This is a genomic window from Natrinema limicola JCM 13563, assembly GCF_000337475.1.
In the GTDB taxonomy this organism is placed as follows: domain Archaea; phylum Halobacteriota; class Halobacteria; order Halobacteriales; family Natrialbaceae; genus Natrinema; species Natrinema limicola.
This window is the reverse complement of the sequence record NZ_AOIT01000053.1, coordinates 1-22,635: the sequence shown is the minus strand read 5'-3', so window position 1 is coordinate 22,635 and position 22,635 is coordinate 1. Positions and strand designations below refer to the sequence as shown.

The 22,635-nt window shown below is 62.3% G+C and carries 23 protein-coding genes, 1 tRNA gene and 1 pseudogene; 12 read left to right on the top strand and 13 right to left on the bottom strand.

What is annotated here, in order from left to right; genetic code table 11:
* Positions 1 to 9 precede the first annotated feature (9 nt).
* Together C476_RS13545 and C476_RS13540 are read right to left on the bottom strand one after the other, a co-directional pair.
* Positions 10 to 288: an acylphosphatase gene (locus C476_RS13545; protein ID WP_008013929.1), complete on the bottom strand. Its 279-nt coding sequence runs from the start codon at positions 286 to 288 to the stop codon at positions 10 to 12.
* A gap of 70 nt (positions 289 to 358) precedes the next feature.
* Entirely contained in the window at positions 359 to 1,048 is a 690-nt protein-coding gene (locus C476_RS13540; protein WP_049911881.1) for a cob(I)yrinic acid a,c-diamide adenosyltransferase, read from the bottom strand.
* A 112-nt stretch (positions 1,049 to 1,160) separates the two neighbouring features.
* Between C476_RS13540 and C476_RS13535 the strand changes: the two genes are divergently transcribed.
* Positions 1,161 to 1,526: a winged helix-turn-helix domain-containing protein gene (locus C476_RS13535; protein WP_008013924.1), complete on the top strand. Its 366-nt coding sequence runs from the start codon at positions 1,161 to 1,163 to the stop codon at positions 1,524 to 1,526.
* Between the two features lie 60 nt (positions 1,527 to 1,586).
* Here the strand turns inward: C476_RS13535 and C476_RS13530 are convergent, their stop codons facing one another.
* The 3 genes from C476_RS13530 to msrA form a co-directional block, all read right to left on the bottom strand.
* Entirely contained in the window at positions 1,587 to 2,432 is an 846-nt protein-coding gene (locus tag C476_RS13530; RefSeq protein ID WP_008013922.1) for a hypothetical protein, read from the bottom strand.
* A gap of 126 nt (positions 2,433 to 2,558) precedes the next feature.
* A complete protein-coding gene (locus tag C476_RS13525) occupies positions 2,559 to 3,782 on the bottom strand; it encodes an FAD-dependent oxidoreductase (RefSeq protein WP_008013920.1) in 1,224 nt (407 codons plus the stop codon).
* A gap of 56 nt (positions 3,783 to 3,838) precedes the next feature.
* Positions 3,839 to 4,372 (bottom strand): peptide-methionine (S)-S-oxide reductase MsrA, encoded by a 534-nt coding sequence (msrA, locus tag C476_RS13520; protein ID WP_008013917.1) that lies wholly within the window; start codon positions 4,370 to 4,372, stop codon positions 3,839 to 3,841.
* Between the two features lie 123 nt (positions 4,373 to 4,495).
* Between msrA and C476_RS13515 the strand changes: the two genes are divergently transcribed.
* A complete protein-coding gene (locus C476_RS13515; RefSeq protein WP_008013915.1) occupies positions 4,496 to 5,266 on the top strand; it encodes an enoyl-CoA hydratase/isomerase family protein in 771 nt (256 codons plus the stop codon).
* 3 nt (positions 5,267 to 5,269) lie between these two features.
* On the opposite strand, the gene C476_RS13510 is transcribed toward C476_RS13515, so the two are convergent.
* The gene (locus C476_RS13510) at positions 5,270 to 5,935 is read right to left on the bottom strand and encodes a 2,5-diamino-6-(ribosylamino)-4(3H)-pyrimidinone 5'-phosphate reductase (RefSeq protein ID WP_008013914.1); all 666 of its coding nucleotides are present in this window, start codon (positions 5,933 to 5,935) and stop codon (positions 5,270 to 5,272) included.
* A gap of 169 nt (positions 5,936 to 6,104) precedes the next feature.
* Here C476_RS13510 and C476_RS13505 point away from each other — a divergent pair, with 169 nt between their 5' ends.
* The 4 genes from C476_RS13505 (at position 6,105) to C476_RS13490 (ending at position 10,924) form a co-directional block, all read left to right on the top strand.
* The gene (locus C476_RS13505) at positions 6,105 to 6,797 is read left to right on the top strand and encodes a metallophosphoesterase family protein (RefSeq protein ID WP_008013912.1); all 693 of its coding nucleotides are present in this window, start codon (positions 6,105 to 6,107) and stop codon (positions 6,795 to 6,797) included.
* A gap of 13 nt (positions 6,798 to 6,810) precedes the next feature.
* Positions 6,811 to 9,237 (top strand): polyphosphate kinase 1, encoded by a 2,427-nt coding sequence (ppk1, locus tag C476_RS13500; RefSeq protein WP_049911879.1) that lies wholly within the window; start codon positions 6,811 to 6,813, stop codon positions 9,235 to 9,237.
* A 272-nt stretch (positions 9,238 to 9,509) separates the two neighbouring features.
* Complete coding sequence (locus C476_RS13495; protein ID WP_049911876.1) at positions 9,510 to 9,737, top strand: DUF7511 domain-containing protein; 228 nt, start codon at positions 9,510 to 9,512, stop codon at positions 9,735 to 9,737.
* Between the two features lie 191 nt (positions 9,738 to 9,928).
* Entirely contained in the window at positions 9,929 to 10,924 is a 996-nt protein-coding gene (locus C476_RS13490; RefSeq protein ID WP_008013907.1) for a phosphate uptake regulator PhoU, read from the top strand.
* A gap of 216 nt (positions 10,925 to 11,140) precedes the next feature.
* On the opposite strand, the gene C476_RS13485 is transcribed toward C476_RS13490, so the two are convergent.
* On the bottom strand, positions 11,141 to 11,512 hold the full coding sequence (locus C476_RS13485) for a 30S ribosomal protein S8e (protein WP_049911865.1): 372 nt from the start codon (positions 11,510 to 11,512) through the stop codon (positions 11,141 to 11,143).
* Positions 11,513 to 11,894: 382 nt separating this feature from the next.
* Here C476_RS13485 and C476_RS13480 point away from each other — a divergent pair, with 382 nt between their 5' ends.
* On the top strand, positions 11,895 to 12,839 hold the full coding sequence (locus C476_RS13480) for a hypothetical protein (protein WP_008013904.1): 945 nt from the start codon (positions 11,895 to 11,897) through the stop codon (positions 12,837 to 12,839).
* A 6-nt stretch (positions 12,840 to 12,845) separates the two neighbouring features.
* Here the strand turns inward: C476_RS13480 and C476_RS13475 are convergent, their stop codons facing one another.
* Complete coding sequence (locus C476_RS13475) at positions 12,846 to 14,279, bottom strand: outer membrane protein assembly factor BamB family protein (protein WP_008013901.1); 1,434 nt, start codon at positions 14,277 to 14,279, stop codon at positions 12,846 to 12,848.
* A 4-nt stretch (positions 14,280 to 14,283) separates the two neighbouring features.
* Positions 14,284 to 16,539 carry an NADP-dependent malic enzyme gene (locus C476_RS13470; protein ID WP_008013899.1) on the bottom strand — a complete coding sequence of 752 codons (2,256 nt, stop codon included), beginning with the start codon at positions 16,537 to 16,539 and terminating at the stop codon, positions 14,284 to 14,286.
* A 151-nt stretch (positions 16,540 to 16,690) separates the two neighbouring features.
* Here C476_RS13470 and C476_RS13465 point away from each other — a divergent pair, with 151 nt between their 5' ends.
* Positions 16,691 to 17,158, top strand: a complete 468-nt coding sequence (locus C476_RS13465; protein WP_008013897.1) for a phosphopantetheine adenylyltransferase — start codon at positions 16,691 to 16,693, stop codon at positions 17,156 to 17,158.
* A 97-nt stretch (positions 17,159 to 17,255) separates the two neighbouring features.
* Here C476_RS13465 and C476_RS13460 read toward each other — a convergent pair whose 3' ends face one another.
* The gene (locus C476_RS13460) at positions 17,256 to 17,564 is read right to left on the bottom strand and encodes a transcription initiation factor IIB family protein (RefSeq protein WP_008013895.1); all 309 of its coding nucleotides are present in this window, start codon (positions 17,562 to 17,564) and stop codon (positions 17,256 to 17,258) included.
* Between the two features lie 433 nt (positions 17,565 to 17,997).
* Here C476_RS13460 and C476_RS13455 point away from each other — a divergent pair.
* From C476_RS13455 to C476_RS13445, 3 genes are all read left to right on the top strand, one after another.
* Positions 17,998 to 18,082 (top strand) — tRNA-Leu (locus C476_RS13455).
* A gap of 218 nt (positions 18,083 to 18,300) precedes the next feature.
* Positions 18,301 to 19,113 (top strand): diadenylate cyclase DacZ, encoded by an 813-nt coding sequence (gene dacZ / locus C476_RS13450; protein ID WP_008013891.1) that lies wholly within the window; start codon positions 18,301 to 18,303, stop codon positions 19,111 to 19,113.
* 1 nt (position 19,114) lies between these two features.
* Positions 19,115 to 19,882, top strand: coding sequence for a mechanosensitive ion channel family protein (locus tag C476_RS13445; RefSeq protein ID WP_008013890.1), 768 nt, complete (start codon positions 19,115 to 19,117; stop codon positions 19,880 to 19,882).
* Positions 19,883 to 19,894: 12 nt separating this feature from the next.
* Here C476_RS13445 and C476_RS13440 read toward each other — a convergent pair whose 3' ends face one another.
* On the bottom strand, positions 19,895 to 20,716 hold the full coding sequence (locus tag C476_RS13440; RefSeq protein WP_008013888.1) for a nucleoside phosphorylase: 822 nt from the start codon (positions 20,714 to 20,716) through the stop codon (positions 19,895 to 19,897).
* Positions 20,717 to 20,775: 59 nt separating this feature from the next.
* Between C476_RS13440 and C476_RS13435 the strand changes: the two genes are divergently transcribed.
* The gene (locus tag C476_RS13435; RefSeq protein WP_008013887.1) at positions 20,776 to 21,207 is read left to right on the top strand and encodes a DUF488 domain-containing protein; all 432 of its coding nucleotides are present in this window, start codon (positions 20,776 to 20,778) and stop codon (positions 21,205 to 21,207) included.
* Between the two features lie 22 nt (positions 21,208 to 21,229).
* On the opposite strand, the gene C476_RS13430 is transcribed toward C476_RS13435, so the two are convergent.
* Positions 21,230 to 21,427 carry a hypothetical protein gene (locus C476_RS13430; protein WP_008013884.1) on the bottom strand — a complete coding sequence of 66 codons (198 nt, stop codon included), beginning with the start codon at positions 21,425 to 21,427 and terminating at the stop codon, positions 21,230 to 21,232.
* A gap of 91 nt (positions 21,428 to 21,518) precedes the next feature.
* Positions 21,519 to 22,635, bottom strand: a pseudogene (locus tag C476_RS13425) (IS200/IS605 family accessory protein TnpB-related protein); the annotation flags it as partial.

Sequence of the window (22,635 nt, the reverse complement as noted above, 5' to 3'; positions counted from 1 at the left end):
TTCGCCGGGTCAGTAGCGAATCTCGAATCCGTCTTCGCCCTGTGGCTCCTCGTATTCGGCTTCGACGTCCTCGACCTCAGCCGCGGGGCTGCCTGTGTGACACCACTCGATCATCGACTCGACCGCATCTTCGGCCCCTTCGAAAACCGCCTCGACGCGGCCGTCCTCGAGATTTTTCACCCAGCCGTTGACGCCCTTCTCGCGGGCTGTATCACGAGTGTTCGCGCGGTAATAGACGCCCTGTACGGTTCCGGAGACGAACACGTGTGCGCGAGTCCGTTCTGCCATACGCGAGTCGTCGGCTTCGACCGGCAAAAATCCGGGTCCATTCGAGCAGGGTCGGGACCCGCTGTGGCGATCAGAATTCGGTGCCGCGTCGTGCCCGCTGTCCGTCGTCGATTGGGTGTTTCACCTTCCGAACGTTCGTGATCAGGTCCGCGCGGTCCTCGAGATACGACGGCTCAGTGTGGCTTCCCGACAGCACCAGTTCGAGATCGTCGGGCTTCGCGTCGATGAGCCCGTGAACGTCGTCCTCAGAGAGCAGTCCGCGGTCCGCGGCGTAGAGGACCTCATCGAGGATCAGCATGTGCATTCCCGCCTCCGGCTCCGCGTCGAGGGCGATCGGCTCGTCAAGGGCGGCGCCGTCGGCCGCCTCGAGCAGTTCGTGGGCGCGTTCGAGGCCGGCCTGCGCTTCGGCTTCGTGGTCGGCCTCGTCGCTGCCGTCTGCCATTCCATGCCAGCCGTAGTGGCCGAGATTCTCATAGCTGATGCCGGGGAGGGCAGCGATCGCGTTGTACTCGCCGCGAACCGCGTCGACGCTCGAGGCACCACCCTTCATGAACTGAAGCATGTGGACACGGTAGCCGTGGCCAGCGGCGCGCATGCCCATACCGAGCGTCGCGGTCGTCTTCCCCTTGCCGTCGCCCCACCAGACCTGCACGAGGCCGAACTCCTCGGGGGCGGCTGGCTCGATCCGCTCGGCTTCGGGCGTCCGTCCCTGTCCGGGCGTGTTTTCGATCGGTTCGTCGGATGACTGGTCGTTACTCATATCCGACCGATCGAACTGAGCGGACATGTAGTTGGCCACTCGCTATCTGCTGGGTCGATGATACGCCGAACCAAACGTGTCTTTACCGCTGGCTGCAAACCAACCGTCAGCAATGGCTCTCGAGGCTTCTGCCCCCGGCGAAACACCCGAACTCGAGCGTGTCCTTGCCGCACTGGACGACGACGGCTGCCGGGAGATCATCGCGGTTCTCAAGACACCGAAAACCGCCACCGAGATCGCAGCGACAGCGGATCTACCGCTGTCGACGACCTATCGAAAGCTCGATCAGCTGACAAAGGCTGGGCTCGTCAGCGAACCCCTCGGCGTTCGGCAGGGCCGCCACCAGACGTCGCGATACGTGGTAGATTTCAATCGAATCACGATCGGCCTCAACGACGAAGACACGTTTCGCATCGACGTCGATCGCTCGAGCGGTCGATCGCTCGGTATCTGGTCGAACGCTGGCCGGGATATCTGAACGCGCCGGCCGCCGAGCGAGCCAGGAACGTGCTCGAGCCGCGGCTGGTGGCTTGTTCGATCAGGTGTTTTCTGTGTCGGGTTCCTGTGCCTCGAGCGAGTCGAGGGCAGTGACGACAGCCCTAACGTCACGTTCCGTGACAATCTGGGCGCCGAAGAGAATCACGTACGGGGCGTCCGATGGAATTTGATCGTCAGACACGTCGGATTGGGAACCGCCCGGGAACCCAGGTCCGGGGACGCCGCCCGGCGTTGCGTTTCCGCGCGGCGTCTCGTTTTGCATCATCTGCTGGTCAGCCGTCGTGTTTCCGCCCGGTAGTTCGTCCGCCGATTCGTCGACTGGCGCACCGGCCATCGCCAAAAATACCGTTTCGCTGTCACCACACTGGGCAAAGAGCTGACTCAGGAACACGTACTCGGCGGTCCTGAACAGCTGCTGGCCGCCGTCGGTACACTGCTCACCGACCTCGAGTTCCTCGAGATACTGGTCGAGGGCCGTCTCGAGGTCGGAACCTAGTTCCGTCGTCGTGTACACTTCGATGCCGGGAACGTCCCAACTGGCGATGAACGCGTCGAGATCCGGCGCGGCCCAGATCGAGGGACCGATGCTGGCCGGCGTCGTGTCGACGTCGCTCCAGGCGGCCGGAATCGTGACTTCGATGGTTTCGGTGTCGTCGGTGACCGTCTGCTGGTCTTCGTACTCCTGATCGTCGACGTGCTCTCTGTCCCGTTCGTGCTCCCGATCAGAGTGCCCGTGTGAGCCGCCGGCGGGCCACTCGTGATCGCGCTGTGCGGCCGCTGTCTGGACTGCTGTGAGTGTTCCCAGTCCCGTCAACGTGGTCCCCATCGCACGGAGGGTGGACCGTCGATCGATCGTCGGCCGTGACGAGTCGGTGTCGTCGCTCATGCACCCCATCGCACACCAGCAGGGGTAAGAAAGCCAATTCACGGTCGAAAAGACAGTCAGATCTCGAAACCGATGAGCGCGCGTGGCGGAGCGACGCCGTCCACATTCGGCTGCTGGCGTTCCAGTTCAGCTCGAGTCGACGATGTCCGCATCTGTCGGTCCCTGTCCGTCGAACTCTTCGACGAACGCATCGAGCCTTTCGGGGTCCGACGCGCCCGGGAGTTCGGTCTCCGCCGTGCGACAGTCGGCATCAACGCCGAGCCGGTCACAGACCAGATCGGCCGTCGCTTCGGCCATCACCCGATAGGTCGTCAGTTTCCCGCCGACGATGCTACAGCAGTTCTCGACGCCCTCACCGGCGTGATCGAGCAGGTGAAATCCTCTCGAGATGCCACGTCCGCCATGGGCGGCTTCCTCGGGTTCGTACAGCGGCCGCACGCCCCACCACGTCCGGACGTGTTCGGCGTCGGCAACCGGCGGGAGCATCGCCGCACACTCGTCGATCGTTCGCTCGAGTTCCCAGTCGGCCCGCTCGTAGTCGTCCGGATCGTCGACCGGCACGCTCGTCGTCCCCAAGACGACCTGCCCGTCATGTGGCACGATGATATCACCGTCGTCGGGCTCGCGACACCGGTTGAGCACTGGCTCGAGGCCTTCGTAGTCGACTGAAACCATGACACCCCGGGTCGGCCGCATCGCGACGGTGACGCCGGCCAGTTCGGCGACGTGGCCGGCGTGGGGTCCGGCCGCGTTCACGACGTAGCGCGGGTGAATCGTCTCGTCCGCGTCACCACCGAGCGTGACGCTCGTCACCCGCCCGCGCTCGACGGTCATCGACGTAACCGGCGCATGCGTACGGATGTGAGCGCCGTGCTCGCGGGCGTCGACCGCGTTAGCAGCGACCAGCCGGGATGGAGCGACGACGCCATCCGGGACCCACATCGCCCGTTCGACGTCGCCTGTGAGGGTCGGGACTGCCTCGCGAGCGGTCGCGCCGTCGATCACGTCGGTCGGGATGCCAACGTCGTCGCAGGCGGCTCGCTTTGCGTCGAAGTACGCCGGGTCGTCGTCGGCGAGTTGGACGAACAGACCCCGAGTGTCCCGGATACACGCTCCGGCGATCGCACGAAGGATGCGGTTTTCCTCGAGACATTCCCTGGCCTCCGGCCCGTCGGCCTCGGCGTAGCGAGCGCCGCTGTGGAGCAGGCCGTGCGAGCGACCGGAGGTGCCGGCCGCGAGTCCGTCTCGTTCGACGAGTGTAACGTCGACGCCCCGCAGTGCGAGGTCTCTGGCGATTCCCGTTCCGGTCGCGCCGCCGCCGATAACGAGGACGTCCGGGTGACTCTCCATATGTGCTTGTTTGACTCGAGACGGAGATACCTTTCACCAGTCGGCAAGCGACTGATTCAGTCGTCTGCGGCCGCGTTCTCAGCGAACTTCTCGCGGACCTTCTCGACTTTCGGTGCCGCGTGCATCCGACAATAGGCGTCGGTCGGGTTCTTTTCGAAGTAGTTCTGGTGATACTCCTCGGCCTCGTAGAACGTGTCAAGTGGCTCGATCTCGGTCACGATCCCGTCGTAGACGCCTTCCTGTTCCAGTTCCGCAGCGAACGCCTCGGCGGTCTCGAGTTGCGCGTCGCTGTGTGCGTAGATCGCCGACCGGTACTGGGAACCTACGTCCGGGCCCTGACGGTCCTTGGTCGTTGGGTCGTGGATCGTAAAGAAGACCTCGAGTAAGTCCTCGTAGGCGATCTGATCGGGATCGTATTCGATCTGGACGACCTCAGCGTGGCCGGTCTGGCCGGAACAGACCTCCCGATAACCCGGGTCCTCGGTGTGACCGCCGGCATAGCCAGAGGTCACCGATTCAACGCCCTCGAGTTCCTCGAAGGCCGCCTCGATACACCAGAAACACCCGCCGCCGAACGTGGCTCGTTCCATATCCGATTTAAGAGCCTGCGCGAAGAAAGATGTGGCGGGGACCGGGATCAAAAATCGATCGTCGATTCGCCGAACCGTCACCGTGTCCGAAAGGATTTGACGGTGGCCGTCAAACGCCGGAGTATGTCTTGGGACACAGTCCGACTCGAGTGGGACGGAGACGTTGCAACGCTAACTGTCGACCGACCCGACGCGCTGAACGCGTTGAACATCGAGACGCTCGAGGCGATGGGTGAAGCACTCGAGGAAGCCGCCGCGGAGGGCGCTCGCGCGCTCGTCCTGACGGGGGCCGGCGACGCGTTCATCGCCGGTGCCGACATCAAGTATATGCAGGACCTCTCCACGGCGGAGGGTGAAGAGTGGGGCGCGCTCGGCCACGACGTCGCTGACGCGCTCGAGGCGTTCCCCGCGCCGACGATCGCCGCGATCAACGGCTACGCGTTCGGTGGCGGCTGCGAGATGGCGATGGCCTGCGATCTGCGGGTCGCAGCCGAGTCGGCACTGATCGGCAACACCGAGATCGATCTCGGGATCATCCCCGGCTGGGGTGCCACTCAGCGGCTGCCGCGCCTGGTCGGTGACGAGACCGCACGCCGGATGATCTTCCTCGGCGAGCGCCTCGACGCCGAGTCGGCTGCCGAGGCAGGACTCATCGGTGAGGTTGTTCCTGACGACGAACTCGAGGATGTTGTCGGCGAACTGGCCGATCAAATCGCCGCGAAGCCGGCCTTTGCGATGCAGACCGCCAAGCAAGCGATCAACCAGACCCACGAAGGGTCCCAGGAGAGCGGTATCGCGTACGAAAAGCGCGCCTTCGCGAGTCTCTTCGGGACGCACGACCAGCGCGAGGGAATGGCGGCGTTCGTCGAGGATCGCGAACCAGACTTCGAATAACGCCTAGCGATCGGCGACGCGCCAAGTCAGGACCACGCCGTCGTCGAGTCGGTCAACCGACTCGAGGTCGAGCGATGGAAATTCCGTGACGAACCCCTCACCGTCGGCCAGCGTCGGGGCGTCGCGGCCGCCGATAATTTTCGAGCCAATGAATACCCGGAGTTCATCGACCAGCCCGGCGTCGAACAGCGAAAAGATGAGTTCGCCGCCGCCTTCGACCATGACCTGCTCGAGGCCCTGTTCTTGGAGCGTCGCGAACGCACGGAGGAGATCCACCCGTTCCTCGCCTGCGGTGACCAACTCAGCGCTGTCAGCGAGGGCTGCGCGGCGCTCGACGGATGCAGCCTCGCTCAGACAGACGTAGGTCGTCGCCGCGTCGTCGAGGATCGCTGCATCTGTTGGGGTCCGGCCGCTCGAGTCCACGACGACACGCGCGGGGTTTGCCGGGCGGTCGCTCTCGCGGCGCTTCTCGCGTAAGGTTTCGTCTTTGACAGTCAGGTGTGGGTCGTCCGCGAGGACGGTCCCGACGCCGACCACGACGGCGTCGCTGTCCGCCCGGAGTCGGTCGACGCGGTCGAAGTCTGCCTCGCCGCTGATCGCGATCTGTTCGCGTCGACGCGAGGAAAGTTTGCCGTCCGCACTCATGGCGGCGTTGACGACGACGTGCATATCTGTGGTGGGATGTCGGGCGTAAAGAAATCCTGTGTCTCGAGCCTTCGCCGACAGACACCAACGGGTCTGTCGACAGGCATCCCGGCTATAGGGTACTACATAGTATGCAATACAACACATATAAACGACTTATCCGGTCTCGCTGGAGCACTGCAACAGAAAGCACGTGACGACCGGGAACTTCGCGCTCGACGACGCGGTATCGTTCGACCACCGGCATATCGACCTCGAGAAACGGGACGACGTCTACGTCATCGGTGACGTTCACGGCTGTCTGGACGCGCTCGAGGAACTCCTAGAGACGCTCGATCTCGCCGATAACGACCTCGCCGTGTTCGTCGGAGATCTGGTTCGAAAGGGACCGGAGAGCAAGGCCGTCCTCGATCGCGTCAGGCGGTCGCCACGGCTGCTATCGGTGAGGGGGAACAACGAACAGAAGCTTATCGACGGGGAGAAGTCGCTGTCGTCGCTCGACCTGGCCGACCAGCAGTACCTGGAGTCGCTTCCGACGGCGATCTCGTGGGACGGTGGCCTCGTCGTCCACGGCGGCATCGATCCGAACCGACCGCTGTCGGAACACGCCACCGAGGACCTGTTGACGATGCGAGCGCCGGACGGCGACGGCTACGACGGTCCGTTCTGGTTCGAGACCTACGAGGGGCAGCCGCGGGTCTTTTTCGGCCACACCGTCCTGGATGAGCCGATCAATCAGGAGTGGGCGGTCGGCCTCGATACCGGCTGTGTCTACGGTGGTGAACTTACCGCGTACGACGTTCGACGCGATCGCTTCCACAGCGTCTCCGGGCCTGATCACGTCGAACGCTCGGCCGCGAAAATCGTCGCGCTTGGCGATAGCTGAGGTGGACGATTCGATGAGCGATGGACACACGACGGAGAACGACGAGGGGAGGGAAGAATCGGACGATCAACGGCATGACTCGGTGACAGACGGCGCGAACACGGATACAGTCTCGTTTCGGTCGATGCTGGACGAGACGAGCGAAAACGGCGACTCGAGTGCACCCGACCGGCTGACTGACGGGAACGCTGAAGATGGGGTGCTCCCCGCCGACAGCGAATCGGCTGCACGGCTCGGTCCACTCGAGGACGGGGGACCCGATCGAGCGGTCGATGCCGACCCGATGGCAGCCGCCGACCTCGAATCGGCGGCACTCGATGCGACGACCACAGGTGACAGCACGGAATCCGACACCGCGAGCCATACGGTCGATCTCTCGGACCCGTCGTACTATCTCAACCGCGAGCTCAGCGAACTCGCCTTCCAGCGGCGCGTCCTCCACGAGGTCGAAGACGAGGACAACCCGCTGTTAGAGCGCGTGAAGTTTCTCGCGATCGTCACGACGAACCTCGATGAGTTCTTTCGCAAGCGCATCGGTGGCCTGAAACAGCAGATCGCGGTCGGCGTCACCGAGGAGACGCCCGACGGACGCACGCCCTACGAGCAGTGGGTTGACGCCCTCGAGGAGGCCCGACCGTTGTTCGAGCGCCAAGCCGAGTGTTACCGCGAGGAAATCCGGCCCGCACTGGCGGAGGAAGGAATTCAGATCGTCGACTATGACGACCTCGCCACTGCCGAACGCCAACACCTACGCGAGTACTTCGAGAGTTCCGTCCTGCCGACGCTGACGCCGCTGACGTTCGATCCAGCCCATCCGTTCCCCTTCATTTCGAATCAGAGCCTCTCCTTGGCGGTCCTGACACGGGAACGGCCCGATGCCGAACTCACCTTCTCGCGGGTGAAGATTCCCCGTAACCAACTCCGATTTGTCCAGCTCGGCGACGACACACGGTACGTCCTGCTCGAGGACATCGTTCGAGCCAACCTCGAGTTGCTCTTCCCGGACGTCGAAATCGTCGACACCGCGCTGTTCCGAGTCACGCGCAACGCGGAGGTTCGGCGCAACGAGGAGGTCGCCGAGGACCTGATCGAGATGATCGAGGAAGTCATCGAGGAACGGCGCTTTGCGACCGCTGTTCGACTCGAGATCGAACGCGACGCGCCCGAGGCGGTCCGTGAGATTCTGACGCGCGAACTCGATCTCGACGAGCGGGAAGTGTTCGAACTCGACGGCCCCCTCGACTATCGGGACTTCGCAGAGCTGACGGACCTCGATCGTCCGGACCTGAAACTTCCCGCGTGGTCGCCACAGCCCCATCCGCGGCTCAAGCGGGCTGACGACGGCATGACGGTCTTCGACGTGATCAGCAACGACGACGTGCTTGTCCATCACCCCTATCACTCCTTCGAGGGAACCGTCCAGCGATTCCTCGAGGCAGCGGCCAACGATCCCGACGTCCTCGCGATCAAGGCCGCGATCTACCGGACCGCTAGCGACTCACAGATCATCGAGAGCTTGCTCGAGGCCGCGCGCAACGGCAAGCAAGTCGCCGTCATGGTCGAACTCAAAGCTCGCTTCGACGAGGAGAACAACCTCGAGTGGGCGAAGAAACTCGAAGAAGAAGGGATTCACGTCGCCTACGGGACGATCGGCTACAAGACCCACACGAAAACGTCGCTGGTCGTCCGCCAGGAAGACGACGGGGTACGACTGTACTCCCACGTCGGCACCGGTAACTATCACTCAGAGACCGCAAAGCACTACGAGGATCTCGGCTTGCTGACGGTCGATCGAGACGTGGGGCAGGACCTCGTCAAGCTATTCAACTACTTCACGGGTCACTCGATGCACCGCGACTACCGGAAGCTCTTGATCGCGCCCGGGAACATGCGCGATCGCTTCGTCGAGCTCATCCGGGCGGAAGCCGAGCGCGCCCGCAACGGGGAGGACGCTCGCATCGTCGCCAAGATGAACCGGCTCGAGGATCCCGCAATCGTCCGCGAACTCTACGAGGCATCGATGGCCGGCGTCGACATCGATCTCGTCGTCCGTGACATCTGCCGGCTCCGGCCTGGCCTCGAGGGGATCAGCGAGACGATCGACGTCTACAGCGTCGTCGGCCGCTTTCTCGAACACTCCCGAATCTTCTATTTCCTGGCGGGCGGCGAGGATCGATACTACACCGGCTCGGCCGACTGGATGACCCGCAACCTCGATAGCCGGGTCGAGGCGATTACGCCGATCGAAGCACCACGGCTGCAGGACCGCCTCGAGACGAATCTCGAGACGCTGCTGTCGGACAACCAGAACCGATGGGTGATGCGCTCTGACGGGAGCTACGAGCGATGTCGTCCCGATGAGGACGGTTCGACGACGGATGTCCACGAGACCTCCATGCGGAGAGCGCTTGACGACGGACAGGCCGATCCCCGACCGTAGTAACGCCGGGCACTTGCACGCTGGAGTGGACACAGCCGTCTCGCTTGCTATCGCCGCTTTGGTTTTGTCGTCCCGCATGCAAGATTCTGCATTGCCGTGAACCGCCTCGGGGTCAAGCCCCGAAGCACTCGCCTTGCACCGCCTGTAGAACCGACAGCCGTCTGTGACATCCGTATGGAGTGGCTGGAACTGATACAAACATCTCAATAGCACAACTAGCAGTGGCTTTGTACGTGCCGTTGGTCGGTTCGAATACGCGACTCCACGAACTCATGACCGGATCCACCAGCGGCTACGACGACCGGACCACCCGACAGCGACTTGCCACGGCCACACAGTACGAGCAGGACACGTTCGCCCTCGAGTCGACCGTCGTCCGATACGAGGACGGACCGGATCGGTGTACGATCGCGCCACGCGAGTGTTCCGAAGCCGAGCGGTTGACCACGTGGCTGTCAGTGGATCTCGAGGCGGTCGTCGATCTCGACGAGGTGCGCTAGCGACACGCCGCTCCGGATATACGGAGTGGAACATCTATATAGACCTATTGTTGATAATTGTTATCGATAGAGGGATATCACTCCGGAGGTGCCGAAAACAGCATATTTAGTCGCTCTATCGCCAATCTCGCTATCACCATATCGCTCTATAGTCTAGTGGATTTATATTGTTGTAGTAGAAAGCGCCGCGTATGGAGACGCGAAAGGTCCAGATGACTGGTGGGTCGACGTATACCGTTTCGCTGCCGAAAACGTGGGCGACCGAGAACGACGTCAGTAGCGGGACGACAGTCGAATTCTATCCCGAAGGCGACGAATTGCTCTTGACCCCCGAGCGGGAAACCCGACGACAGAAGGGGTCGATCGATGTCTCCGGTCTCGAGGACGAACAGCTGATGCGGGCCGTGATGACGATGTACGTCAGCGGCTTCGATATTATCAGGCTCGAGGCCAGCCGGATCACGACCGACCAGCGCAGCGCGATTCGCGATGCGACCCAGCGCCTCGTCGGCGTCGAAGTGATCGAGGAGACGAGCGACAGCGTCGTCATTCAGGACTTGCTCGATTCCGCCGAACTCTCGATCGTCAACGCGGTCACACGGATGCGCCTGATCGCCCAGTCGATGCTCGAAGACGCCGTCCGTGCGCTGGTCGAAAACGACGACGACATCGCCCACGACGTGATCGAGCGCGACGACGACGTCGACCGACTTTGGCTCGTCGTCTCGCGGATCTTTCGCGCGACGCTTCGTTCGCCACGGGCAGTCGAGGAACTGGGTGTCTCCCGCGAGGACTGTTTCGACTTCCACTCGAGTGCCCGCCAGCTCGAGCGGATCGCCGACCACGCCGTCAAGATCAGCGACATCGCGCTCAAACTCGACGACCTCCCGGCGGACGTCGCCGACGCGATTCACGGCCTCCACGCCGAAGCAGGCAGTGTCTTTGAACAGTCGATGGACGCGCTATTTGCCGAGGAGGCCGACGAGGCAAACCGACTCGGCCACGATGCGCTTGCAGCCGTCGTCGACATCGACGAACACACTCGCAGAATCGACGACAAACTCCGTGATCTCGAGCCCGCACAGGCCCAGTCGCTCGGACTGATCGTCGACTCGCTATCCCGAAGCGCCGACTACGGCGGCAACATTGCCGAAACGGCACTCCAGAAGGCCGCACCGCGACCCTAATTGCTCTCGGTCATCGGTACCTTTCTCCGGCCGCTCACGCCACTTTGCTTCTCGAGCCTCGCCGATCGGCTGGCTGTCAGGTTTAGTACTCGAGAATTCTAGAGCCGAAGGGGCGCGTGACAGTGGGATCGCTGCCGATACGAAGCGGCGAGGAGAGACGACTCTCCTCGCCCACGAGCAACAATCGGAGAACAGTTCAGTTCGGCAGAATCGGCGTTATTCGACGAGGACGGCGTTGACCTGACCGGTCTGACCGGGACGGGACGTGACACGTGCCTGTCCTTCCGAGGTCTCGATGACGGCACCCTTCGTGATGATGTTCCGGCGGACGTAGTTCGGGTTCGCGTCGTTCTCGACGACGTCTTCGATCTCCGCGGAGACCGTCTCGCCGCCTTTGTTGACGCTTGCGACGTCCGTCGCGAGCGCACGCATCTTCGTGCCGTTGCCGCGAACGTCGACGGTGCGGAATCGTGGCTCGCCGACCTGCGTCTCCGTCGGCAGCCGACCGAGTTCGTCTTTGCGGCGCTTTCGAACGTTCTTCAGTCGACCACCGGTTCGCTTGCGCATAGAGCGTCCCTGATCTTGCATACCAGATCAAAATCTTGGCGTCTACTTGAATGCACTGCTACGAAATTCCACCTGAGATTCGGTTGCTGTTGCCTCGTGTTGACGAAGCAGCGTGGCTCGAGCCGGTTCCGGCATCGCATCAGCAAGCGAAACCGTCGGTTTCTCGGATGGTGGTGATTGACGATCCCTCGAGCGATTGGAGAGTGAAGCGGCCGAAGAGCATCGTAGGGCGAAGGTACAGCACCGTTGTCGTCTGACAGACGCTCCGAGATGGCCAGCTGCCGATGGACTGGCTCACGTCTACCGGTGCGAGATTATCCGCCGATTATGATGCGTGTTACCTTACCATCTTGATGTGGTATGGGCTCGAGAGGGATTGTTACCGCGGCACTCTCAGTCACCAATGACACGAAAACACACTCGAGAGCGGAACGCTGACCACGATCGATTTCACGGCGGGAGACGACAATTTATCGGGACCGTAGCTGCCAGTGGCGCGGCTATCGGACTGAGTGGACTGGCAACTGCAGACACGAATGAGGGATTCCCCCCAGCTGGCATCACTGAATGGGGACGATCCGTCAGCCTCGGACACGGCGAGGCGACGCCGTTCACGACTGTCACGCCGTCAGGGAGGCCGAAATATCATGGCCTCTTGATAGAGCGGGCCGTCCTCGAGGGGCTCCCGTCGGCCGATGCACTCGCAAACTCGGGCGAGGACGAGTACACAGACAAGTACGGTTCGAACGGTGAGTCGACGATCATCCACCACAAATGGTCCCAGGAATTCTTCGTTCCGTTTCCGGAGACGGATGCGACACCAGTGACGTTCCTCGGGCTGAACTGGAACCCAGGAGGCCATCCGCCGGATGGCGTCTGGACGGTGCCTCACTTCGACGTCCACTTTCATATGCTGCCGACCGAGACTGTCGACGCCATCACTGGGCCGGCCGCGCCGACCTACGATCTCCCGGCCAGATACATCCCCGAGGGATACGCTCGAAATCCAGTCGTCGACGAACGGGTCATCACCGACATGGGCGAACACCTGGTCGACCCCACCGTCCCCGAGATGAACGGTGGGACGTTTACGAACACGCTCATCTGGGGAGCCGCTGACCCGGACGGCGACGGGACTGCAACGCTCACGTTCGTCGAGCCAATGCTCACCCGGGCGTACCTCCGCGAGCATTCCGGGACCGACCGGCGAACGATCGCACAGCCCGAAACGTACGCCAAGGCCGGTCGCTACCCGACCGCGTACGCAGTCCGTGACCTCCCGGAGCAGGATGCGATTGCAGTCACCATCGAAGCATTCGACCGGTTCGAGGGGGAGGGCTGTCGGTAGACGCCCTCACTCGTCGGGAACCAAACAGTATGCGTGACCACGCTCCTCGAGCACCGTTTCCTCGTCCTCGTCGTAGTAGTTCGAGAAGATGCCGCGTTCGGCGTAGTAGAGCCGCCCGTCGTGGGGGATCGCACCGCTGGTCACGTGGCCACGGTTGTTGACCCGCCAGCGGCGGTCGCCAGTTGCTCTGTCGAGTGCATACAGGTTCGTATCGTAGGACCCGACGAGAATCGTGTCGGCAGTCGCCGTGATCGAGCCGATGACGCGGTCACCGACGTACGCCGACCAGCGTTCGTCGCCGGTTGCAGCGTCGAGCGCACGGACGTGGTGGTCGTCGCCGCCGACGTAGACGATGCCCTGGTCGGGGTCGATCGCCGGATTCGACATGACGATATCTCCGGTGTCGAACGACCATTCCTCGCTGCCGTCTTCGAGATCGAGCCGATAAAAGCGGCCGTCCCAGGAGCCGACAAACGCCGCGCCGTCGTAGACTGGGATCGTCCCCTTGATCTGTGCGCCGAGGTTGAATCGTCCGTCGGCCATCGGCTTGCCGTCGGGGCCACCCTCGCCGCCGGCCTGGAACGACCAGGCGAACTCGAGGGAAGGAAACTCCCAGCAGTAGACAACGCCGTCATTGGAACCGGTAACGAGCTTGCCGGCCTCGCAGTCGATCGCCGGCGAGGGATGGGGCATCCCCCAGATGCGGTCGTCGCTCCAGGTCGGCGTTCCCGTTTCGGCGTCGACCTCCCACAATGCGCCCTTGGCGGGGTTTTTGTACTCCGCGACGAGGTAGAGATTGCCATCGATGTAGGCGGGACTCGAGCCGATCGCGATCGAGCCGCCGAACTCGCGCAGTCGGGTGTGCCAGACGATGGTCCCCGACGGGATATCGATAGCGTAGAGTTCGCCGTCGTAGCCGCCGATGTAGGCGGTGTCGCCGACGATCGCTGGCGTGCCATGAAAGCCGAGGCTGCGACCGGCTCCCGTCTCGAGCGTCCAGCGGCGCTCGCCGGTTGGCCTGACGGCGTGAATCGTCCCGGTATCGCCGGCAATGAGGATCGTCTCGCCGTCGGGCGTCGGCCGGGGCGTCGACTTGGCCGCGGTGTGGCCGATGCCGTTGACTGGGAACGACCAATCGACGCGTACGGACGAGGGAACGGTTTCGTTGGGGTAGTAACCATACCGGCGCAGGCCACGGCGAAACATCGAGATGTCGTCGTCTGCCGGAAGCGGGACGTATCCGTCCGTATTCATCGCGGCAGTGATGGGCGAACACTCGGGTCTCGAGCGATACGGTCGTCCAGAACAGCCGGCAAGACCCACCATGCCAGCAGTGCCGGCAGTACAGAGCAGCTGGCGTCTGGAGAACCGCGGCCCGTCGGCTATCTCGCCCTCTCGGTCGGACGTTTCGTCCCGACGGTCGGCGGCCTCCTCGCTCACACGTCTAGTTTTTCTGGGCGTCGACGACTGCCACACCCGCGAGGTTCACGATGTCTTTGACTTCGTCGCCGCGCTGGAGGACGTGAACCGGCTCGTCCATGCCAACCAGCATCGGACCGATCGCGTCTGCACCGCCGAGGCGCTGGAGCAGCTTGTAGCCGATGTTCCCTGACTCGAGGTTCGGGAAGACCAGCACGTTCGCGGGCTCGTCGAGGTCGGAAAAGCCGTAGGTGCCCTCGAGGATATCCTCGACGACGGCGGTGTCGGCCTGCATCTCGCCGTCGACGGGGAAGTCGACTTCGGGGTCCTCTCGGAGCATCGCGGCCGCCTTGCGCGGTTTGCGTGTTCCTTCGTTGTCGACGCTGCCGAAGTTCGAGTACGAGAGCAGGGCTGCGCGGGGTTCGACATTGAACCGGCGTGCGAGTTTTCCGGTCTGTTTGGTGACTTCCGCGAGCACGTCTTCGTCGGGCGCTTGGTTGACTGTCGCGTCGGCGATGAAGATCACGCGGTTCTTGAACGTCAGCATGTAGACGCCCGCCGCGTAGTCGACGTCGTCAGCGGTACCGATCACCTGCAGCGGTGGTCGGAGTGCCGACGGGTAGTGATGGGAGAGTCCGGATAGCAAGGCGTCGGCGTCGCCCTGTTCGACCATGACGCTCCCGAAGTAGTTCGTATCGTGTTCGATGAGTTCGCCGGCCTCGCTTCGCGTAATTCCCTTGCGTGCGCGAAGCTCGTGGAGTCGGTCGGCGTACTCCTCGTAGTCGCCGACGGACGGATCAGCGACCTGCGGATCGTAGTCGAGACCGAGGTTCGCAGCCGTTCCCTTGATCTCGTCTTCGTCGCCGATGAGGATCGGCAGGGCGATTCCCTGCTCTTGGATCTGGTAGGCCGCCCGGATCATCTTCTCGTTTTCGCCCTCTGCGAGCGCGATCGTCTTGGGATCGCTCTTGGCCTTGTTGAGGACGACGCGCATCATCTCGCGGGACTTGCCCAGCCGGGCCTCGAGTTCTTCTTCGTACTCCTCTAAGTCGAGTTCGGTGCGGGCAGCACCGGATTCCATCGCAGCCTCGGCGATCGCTGGTGCGACGCGGAAGAGCACGCGCGGATCGACGGGCTTGGGGATGATGTAGTCGGGGCCGTACTGCAGTGGCTCGTCGCCGTATGCCTTGACGACGGCGTCGGGCACGTCTTGGCGTGCGAGTTCGGCCAGTGCCTCGGCGCAGGCGACTTTCATCTGCTCGTTGATCTCCGTCGCGCGCACGTCGAGTGCGCCGCGGAAAATAAAGGGGAACCCAAGGACGTTATTGACCTGATTGGGGTAGTCCGAGCGGCCAGTAGCCATGATGACGTTGTCATCACGGGCCGCCTTGGCTTCCTCGTAGCCGATTTCCGGGTCGGGATTGGCCATCGCGAAGACGATCGGGTTGTCCGCCATCGACGCGACCATCTCCTGACTGACGATGCCGCCGGCCGAGAGGCCGACGAAGACGTCCGCGCCGTCCATTGCGTCCGCGAGGCTTCCCTCGGGGACGTCACGAGCGAACTGCTGTTTGTACTCGTTGACGTCACCCGATTGAGCGCGTTCTTCAGTGATGATCCCCGTCGAATCACACATCGTGATGTTCTCTTTCTGGACGCCAAGCGAGACGTAGAATCGGGCGGTCGCGATCGCACTCGCTCCCGCACCCGAGAACGTGACCTCGAGTTCGTCGAGGTTCTTATCCGCGACGTCGGCGGCGTTGAGCAGCGCTGCACCGGAAATAATCGCGGTGCCGTGCTGGTCGTCGTGGAAGACCGGGATGTCGATCTCCTCGCGTAGGCGTTCCTCGACGGTGAAACACTCGGGGGCTTTGATGTCCTCGAGATTGATCCCGCCGAAGGTCGGCTCCATCATCTTGACGGCCTCAACCAGTTTGTCGGGGTCTGCTTCGTCGAGTTCGATATCGAAGACGTCGATATCGGCAAACCGCTTGAACAGGACGCCTTTCCCCTCCATGACGGGCTTCGAGGCCTGTGCGCCGATGTCACCGAGTCCGAGCACGGCCGACCCGTTCGAGACGACACCGACGAGGTTGCCCTTCGCCGTGTAACTGTAGGCGTCGGTTTCGTCCTCATCGATGTCGAGACACGGCGCGGCGACGCCCGGCGAGTACGCAAGCGCGAGATCACGCTGCGTATTCGTCGGTTTCGTCGTCGAAATCTCAATCTTGCCTGGGGGATCCGTCCGATGGTACTCCAGTGCGTCCTCGTCTAATCCCATATTGGGGACACTGTCGGCGACCACTAAAAACAATGTGAAGGGGACAATCGACGATCGTCGAATATCAAGGGCGAAACTGAGAGCCGAGAGTGTGAGCGAGAAAACACAGCAATTCGACCGTTTTATACGGGCCGCGAGAGTGACGTGGGGTATGGACGTCGCGCTTGGTGGGACCTTCGACCCCGTTCATGACGGTCATCGGCGGCTGTTCGAACGGGCGTTCGAGCTCGGAGACGTGACGGTCGGGTTGACCAGCGACGAACTCGCGCCGAAGACACGGGACTCGGATCGGCAGGTACGGTCGTACGACGAGCGAACGGAGACGCTTGCGGCCGAACTCGAGTCGATCGCGGCCGAGTACGACCGCGAGTTCGCGATTCGCAAACTCGAGTCGCCGACGGGGATTGCGACGGAACCACAGTTCGACTACCTCGTTGTCTCTCCGGAAACCCGCGAGGGCGGCGCACGGATCAACGAGATTCGCCGCGAGCGCGGCCACGACCCGCTCGAGGTCGTCGTCGTCCCGCACGTCCTCGCCGAGGACGGCGACATCATCTCGAGTACACGGATCGTCAACGGCGAGATCGACGAGCATGGCGCTGTTCGTAACGACGATTGACGTGTCTCTCCGACGCAGGAATGATCTCGTAGCAGATACTTACGCCAATCGTTGTCTCAGAGCGTCAGCCGTGGCAGTTGTACGGGGTCGTTACAGGCTACCAGCGCGGCGGTTCGAGCCCTGCCGACTCGAGCAGGTCCTTCCAGCGGGACTGAATCGATAGCCGGGAGACGTCCGCGGCGTCGGCGACTGCACTCTGGGTGCGACCGTCACCGGCGACGAGTGAGCCGGCGTACACGCTTGCGGCCAACACCGCTTGCTTCGATCGATCGGAGTCGGGAACGTCGGCGAGAAAGAGATCGGCCGCACACGACCGCGCCTCCGTCGACAGCTCCAGCCGGTCGGCGATCTCCGAGAGTTCCTCGAGCCACGGTTCGTACTCGATGCGGTCACGCGCGCTGTGCATACGTCGCCTATCGGGTCGGATAAAATAAACGTGTGGGCCCGTCCGATCCGTGTCCATCGCGCCCCAATTCGACACTACCGCCCGCAACAGTGTGCTACGAACAGATCAGTAGCACAGCCGTTCACCACGGATTGCACTAGAAGACGCCTACTAAACCGGTTGCCGACCGGATCAGGGCGCAACGCCAGCGGTCGGTAGCGGTCCACGACGCCCATGACAGAGCCAACGTGTGAACTCGTCTGTACTGGCTGCGGTCTCGAGATGCCCTATCAGGATCGGGCGCTCGCCGAAGAGGCCGCTGAGTTACATCAGTCGCGAGATCCCGAGCACGTGACGTACATCGTACCACCGGATTGGTCGCCGGAGGAATCAGTGACTCGTTGCTAACGCGGACCGACAGGTACTTACTCGATTCGGCAAAAGGCGAAGACGAGCGCGGGTAGCCAAGCTAGGCCAACGGCGCAGCGCTTAGGACGCTGTCCCGTAGGGGTCCGCCGGTTCGAATCCGGTCCCGCGCATGTTTCTCCAAACAGTTTCTCGCGGAGAAGCATCGCCGGCCGGTTCGAACTCTGCAAGTCACAGCGCTCGAGCCAGCGTCCAGCGATCGATCGCCCGACAGGGAGTGCCGGCCACGGTTCGACAGCCGACTTGAATTCGACCGCCACGACCGATAATCGAAAGACGTGCGTCAGACACCCCATAACGCTTATTCGCGCAGGAACGAGTTGTAGTATCAATGGCTGGGTTAGACGACGTGTTTGGGGATCTCTTTGCGAGTGTGGATGGCGTGGCCCTCTTTTCGCCCAGCGGCTCCTACTACGAACAGGTCGCAGCCGTCGAGGACCTGAACGTGATCGTTGTCGGCACCGAAAACAGCGTCGGCGCGGAAACGTTCGTCGAGTTGCCGCTCGAGTTCGAGGACGTCACCGAGCGGATCCGGTTTGGTCTCGAGGGGGCGTTAGAACAGGACGTCATTGAGGATGGCGACGAACTCCTCTGTGCGACCAGCGCCTTCAGCGACGGGATCGATACGATCTCGCGGGTTCGTGCGGACGCAGAATCCCACACGGGGATCTACGATCTCTTCGCCAAATCCCGTGCCGACCCCGAGGTGGTCAAGGCGGTCCTCGAGCTGGCGATCGAACTGGGACAGAAGGGGCAGAAGGGAAAACCGGTGGGCGCGTTGTTCGTCGTCGGCGACGCCGGGAAGGTGATGAACAAGTCCCGGCCCCTGTCGTACAACCCCTTCGAGAAGTCCCACGTCCACGTCGGCGATCCGATCGTCAACGTGATGTTAAAGGAATTCTCGCGACTCGACGGCGCGTTCGTCATCTCGGATGCGGGCAAGATCGTCTCGGCGTATCGCTACTTAGAGCCCTCTGCGGAGGGTGTCGACATTCCGAAGGGGCTGGGTGCACGTCACATGGCTGGCGGCGCGATCACGCGGGATACAAACGCGATCGCGATCGTGCTTTCGGAGAGCGACGGGCTCGTCCGAGCGTTCAAAGGCGGTGAACTCATCCTGGAGGTCGACCCGGAGGCGTACTGATATGGTAGTCTGGCAGTCGTTGCTCAATGAGCCGGCGGTCATCGCGGCGGCAGTGCTTGCGCTCGGGCTCATCGTCGGGTACTTCGTCGGCCGACTCAACGAGGAGTTGCTCTCGGCGTCGGGTGTTCCGGACGCTGTCGAGGGGACGCCGTTCGAGCGGACCGCCCAGTCGCTTGGCACCTCGACGGTCGAGATTATCGCCCGACTGAGTTCGTGGTTTATCTACGGTATCGCAGTCCTTACGGCGATCCACATCGCGCAACTGCTCGATACGAACGCCTTCTGGCTTCGGGTGACGGAGTTTATCCCACAGCTGTTTATTGCGGTCCTCGTGCTCATCATCGGGTTCATCGTCGCGGACAAGTCCGAACTCGTCGTCAGCGAGTATCTGCGCGGCGTGAAGCTCCCTGAAGTATCGATCATCCCGAAGTTGGTCAAATACTCCGTGCTGTACGTCACCTTCATCATCGCACTTGGCCAAATCGGCGTCCACGTCCTCGCCTTGCTGATCCTGCTGACGGTCTATGCCGTTGGCGTCGTCATCGTCGGCACAGTCGCGTTCAAGGATTTCCTCGTCTCGAGTGCAGCGGGGATCTACCTGCTGCTCAACCAGCCCTATGGGATCGGTGATCAGGTTCGGATCGGCGACCAGCGAGGGATCGTCCAAGAGGTCGATCTGTTCGTCACCAAGATCGAAGATGACTCCGAGGAATACATCGTCCCGAATCGAAAGGTCTTCGAGGACGGGATCGTCCGTATTCGGGAGTAAGGAAGGGAAGGACTATTCGAGCGAGAGACCGGCGTGCCAGCGGTCGACGCCGGCCTCGCGTTTGACGGCATCCATTTTCGCCAGGAGATGGGTCGCGAGTGTCGCAGTCTCGGCGGCCCGCGATTCGCCTTCGGTTCTGAATTCGCCGGTTTCGCGGTTGGCGTAAACGGTACAGACTGCACCCGCACGGAGACCGTACAGGTTTGCAAGCGTGAGAATCGCGCTCGCCTCCATCTCGATGTTTTTGACGTTCGCCGCTTTGAGATCGTCGACCAAGTCGTCAGCGCCGGCGGCTTCGAACCCGTCGAAGCCGGGTCGACCCTGTCCGGCGTAGAACGAATCTGCGCTCATCGTGACACCGGTATGGTAGTCGTAGCCGAGTCGTTCGGCGGCGGCAACGAGTGCGGAAACAACCTCGTAATCCGCGGCGGCCGGGTAGTCCTCGCGGACGTACTCGTCGCTGGTTCCCTCCTGACGGACCGCACCGGTCGTGATCACCAGATCGCCGACGGCCATCTCCGGCTGGATCGCCCCACATGACCCAACGCGGATCATCGTCTCGACGCCCACGCGAGCCAGTTCTTCGACGGCGATCGCCGCCGACGGGCTACCGATGCCAGTCGAGGTGACCGAAATCGGCGTCCCCTCGCACGTGCCCGTCGCCGTCCGATACTCGCGGTGGTGGGCCCGAATCTCGTGGTCGTCCCAGAACGCGACGATTTTCTCGAGTCGTTCGGGATTACCGGGCAACAGCACGGTGTCTGCCACGTCGTCGGGGCCGACCTCGAGATGGTACTGGACGTCGGCGTTCGGATCTTCGCTGTCGCGAGCCATTGAACAGCGGCGATTCGATCCGTCACGGTATATAACTGCAGGGAGAGTAGAGTCACGCTATGTCATGGGGCGAACTCACAGACACATACGTCGCTGCCATCCAGCACGATTTGGCCGATCTGCCGCCGGACGTAACTCGCGTCGGCGTCGTTCGGCAACCGACCGGGTGGTTTTACGCAGCCGTCGATGAGAATCAGCCCGAACTCGGGCCACCGACCGACCTGCTCGAGGCGTTTCGTGACGCCGAAGCTGACATGAAGCTGCAGGGGTTCTGTGAGGAAGGTGCCCACAACGCCGCGTGGGAGCAGGTCGGATTCGACGCGGCGTATCGAGCGTATCTTGAGGAGTCGGCCGAAGCGCAAGCAGTACTGTCAGAGCTCGAAGATCGGCTCTCGGCCGGCGAATCACTAGCCTTGGTCTGCTACGAGAACACTGACAAAAAGCGGTGTCATCGGACGATTCTTCGAGAGCAACTCGAGGAGACCTCGTGAGACTGCGAGTAGCACCCGGTACTCAGACATTTTCCAGCGACGTCAGTTCGTCGGCGACCTTCTGTTCGACCTCGCGGGCCTTCTGCTGGAGCTCTTTGCGGTTGCGTTCCTGAGCCAGTTCTCGGAGGAGTTCATTATAGGTCTGGTTCGTTCCCTTGAGTCGATGGAGTTGCTCGTGTGTTTCTTCGGTTACCGGAATACATTTGTCAGCCTTGGGCATCTTGTCAGGATTCACCGTGTGACATCCTCGCCCGTCCTAAAGGACGGGGCTTCCTACAAGGGAAGCCTCGCGTCGAGGGAGATTTCAGGACTCAAAGAGCGCAAGNACAACGGCTCCCATCCCGTGGCGAGTCATCGCGTTCCGGTTTCCAAGGAACGCTCTCTCCCCACGGGTCAACGCGACCAGCGATGTTCGCTGCTGCATTGATATCCGCTTGATACTCCGTCACCCAACACTCCGCGTTCGTACACGTAAACTCAGCTTGCGCCCCACGACGGCCGATGTGACCGCAAGCGTGGCACGTCTGACTCGTGTAACGCGGGTTCACGTATTCGACTGGGACACCGGCTTCGAGGGCCTTGTCCTCGATACGGTCGGTGAGTCGGGCNCACGTCTGACTCGTGTAACGCGGGTTCACGTATTCGACTGGGACACCGGCTTCGAGGGCCTTGTCCTCGATACGGTCGGTGAGTCGGGCGAATGCCCACGAGTGCAAGCGCCGGTTCATGTACTTCCCGTAATCCAGATTCTCACGGATATACGACAGGTCCTCGAGCACGATCACTGGATCGTCAAAGGACTCAGCATACTCGACGGCTTCTCGAGACGCCTTCTCGACGATGTCCGTCAGGGCGTTCTGGTAGTGGTCGAAGCGTTCGTCCACGCGCCACTGCTCNGTAGATGTACGGTTGAGTCGGAGTATCGTTCTGACAGGCACAGCCCGTCAGAAGCTTGGACTCACCGATATCGAAACCAATTCGGGTCGGGTCGTCCGGGATCTCTGGGTCGGCGACCTCGTACTCGACGGTGACGTGCAGCACCCAATTCGTGCGGTGCTGTTGGAGTCGGAACTCCCCAACCGTCACATCCTCGTCGAGCAGGTCGAACCAGAGCGATTCCTGTTCGGGGTTGATTCGAAGTGGAATCCAGAAGGCGTTGCCNAACTCCCCAACCGTCACATCCTCGTCGAGCAGGTCGAACCAGAGCGATTCCTGTTCGGGGTTGATTCGAAGTGGAATCCAGAAGGCGTTGCCACGTCCGGCCTGCGGAACGCGCCAGCAGAACTCGTGCGTTCGCTCGTCAGAGTGATCGATTCGGAACCCCCGGTTGGTGAACCGGACCGGATGGTCGTCTTCGAGTTCCGACGCGTTGTATGTCCGGCGGAGTTGTGGGACGTAGTTCTTGAGCGCGTCCTTCGCGTAGGACGT

What these genes read in the sequence shown, in the direction of transcription:
- C476_RS13545 (WP_008013929.1), bottom strand. Translation starts at nt 288, where the DNA reads ATGGCAGAACGGACTCGCGCACACGTGTTCGTCTCCGGAACCGTACAG.
- C476_RS13540 (WP_049911881.1), bottom strand. Translation starts at nt 1,048, where the DNA reads ATGAGTAACGACCAGTCATCCGACGAACCGATCGAAAACACGCCCGGA.
- C476_RS13535 (WP_008013924.1), top strand. Translation starts at nt 1,161, where the DNA reads ATGGCTCTCGAGGCTTCTGCCCCCGGCGAAACACCCGAACTCGAGCGT.
- C476_RS13530 (WP_008013922.1), bottom strand. Translation starts at nt 2,432, where the DNA reads ATGAGCGACGACACCGACTCGTCACGGCCGACGATCGATCGACGGTCC.
- C476_RS13525 (WP_008013920.1), bottom strand. Translation starts at nt 3,782, where the DNA reads ATGGAGAGTCACCCGGACGTCCTCGTTATCGGCGGCGGCGCGACCGGA.
- msrA (WP_008013917.1), bottom strand. Translation starts at nt 4,372, where the DNA reads ATGGAACGAGCCACGTTCGGCGGCGGGTGTTTCTGGTGTATCGAGGCG.
- C476_RS13515 (WP_008013915.1), top strand. Translation starts at nt 4,496, where the DNA reads ATGTCTTGGGACACAGTCCGACTCGAGTGGGACGGAGACGTTGCAACG.
- C476_RS13510 (WP_008013914.1), bottom strand. Translation starts at nt 5,935, where the DNA reads ATGCACGTCGTCGTCAACGCCGCCATGAGTGCGGACGGCAAACTTTCC.
- ppk1 (WP_049911879.1), top strand. Translation starts at nt 6,811, where the DNA reads ATGAGCGATGGACACACGACGGAGAACGACGAGGGGAGGGAAGAATCG.
- C476_RS13495 (WP_049911876.1), top strand. Translation starts at nt 9,510, where the DNA reads ATGACCGGATCCACCAGCGGCTACGACGACCGGACCACCCGACAGCGA.
- C476_RS13490 (WP_008013907.1), top strand. Translation starts at nt 9,929, where the DNA reads ATGGAGACGCGAAAGGTCCAGATGACTGGTGGGTCGACGTATACCGTT.
- C476_RS13485 (WP_049911865.1), bottom strand. Translation starts at nt 11,512, where the DNA reads ATGCAAGATCAGGGACGCTCTATGCGCAAGCGAACCGGTGGTCGACTG.
- C476_RS13480 (WP_008013904.1), top strand. Translation starts at nt 11,895, where the DNA reads ATGACACGAAAACACACTCGAGAGCGGAACGCTGACCACGATCGATTT.
- C476_RS13470 (WP_008013899.1), bottom strand. Translation starts at nt 16,539, where the DNA reads ATGGGATTAGACGAGGACGCACTGGAGTACCATCGGACGGATCCCCCA.
- C476_RS13465 (WP_008013897.1), top strand. Translation starts at nt 16,691, where the DNA reads ATGGACGTCGCGCTTGGTGGGACCTTCGACCCCGTTCATGACGGTCAT.
- C476_RS13460 (WP_008013895.1), bottom strand. Translation starts at nt 17,564, where the DNA reads ATGCACAGCGCGCGTGACCGCATCGAGTACGAACCGTGGCTCGAGGAA.
- dacZ (WP_008013891.1), top strand. Translation starts at nt 18,301, where the DNA reads ATGGCTGGGTTAGACGACGTGTTTGGGGATCTCTTTGCGAGTGTGGAT.
- C476_RS13445 (WP_008013890.1), top strand. Translation starts at nt 19,115, where the DNA reads ATGGTAGTCTGGCAGTCGTTGCTCAATGAGCCGGCGGTCATCGCGGCG.
- C476_RS13440 (WP_008013888.1), bottom strand. Translation starts at nt 20,716, where the DNA reads ATGGCTCGCGACAGCGAAGATCCGAACGCCGACGTCCAGTACCATCTC.
- C476_RS13435 (WP_008013887.1), top strand. Translation starts at nt 20,776, where the DNA reads ATGTCATGGGGCGAACTCACAGACACATACGTCGCTGCCATCCAGCAC.
- C476_RS13430 (WP_008013884.1), bottom strand. Translation starts at nt 21,427, where the DNA reads ATGCCCAAGGCTGACAAATGTATTCCGGTAACCGAAGAAACACACGAG.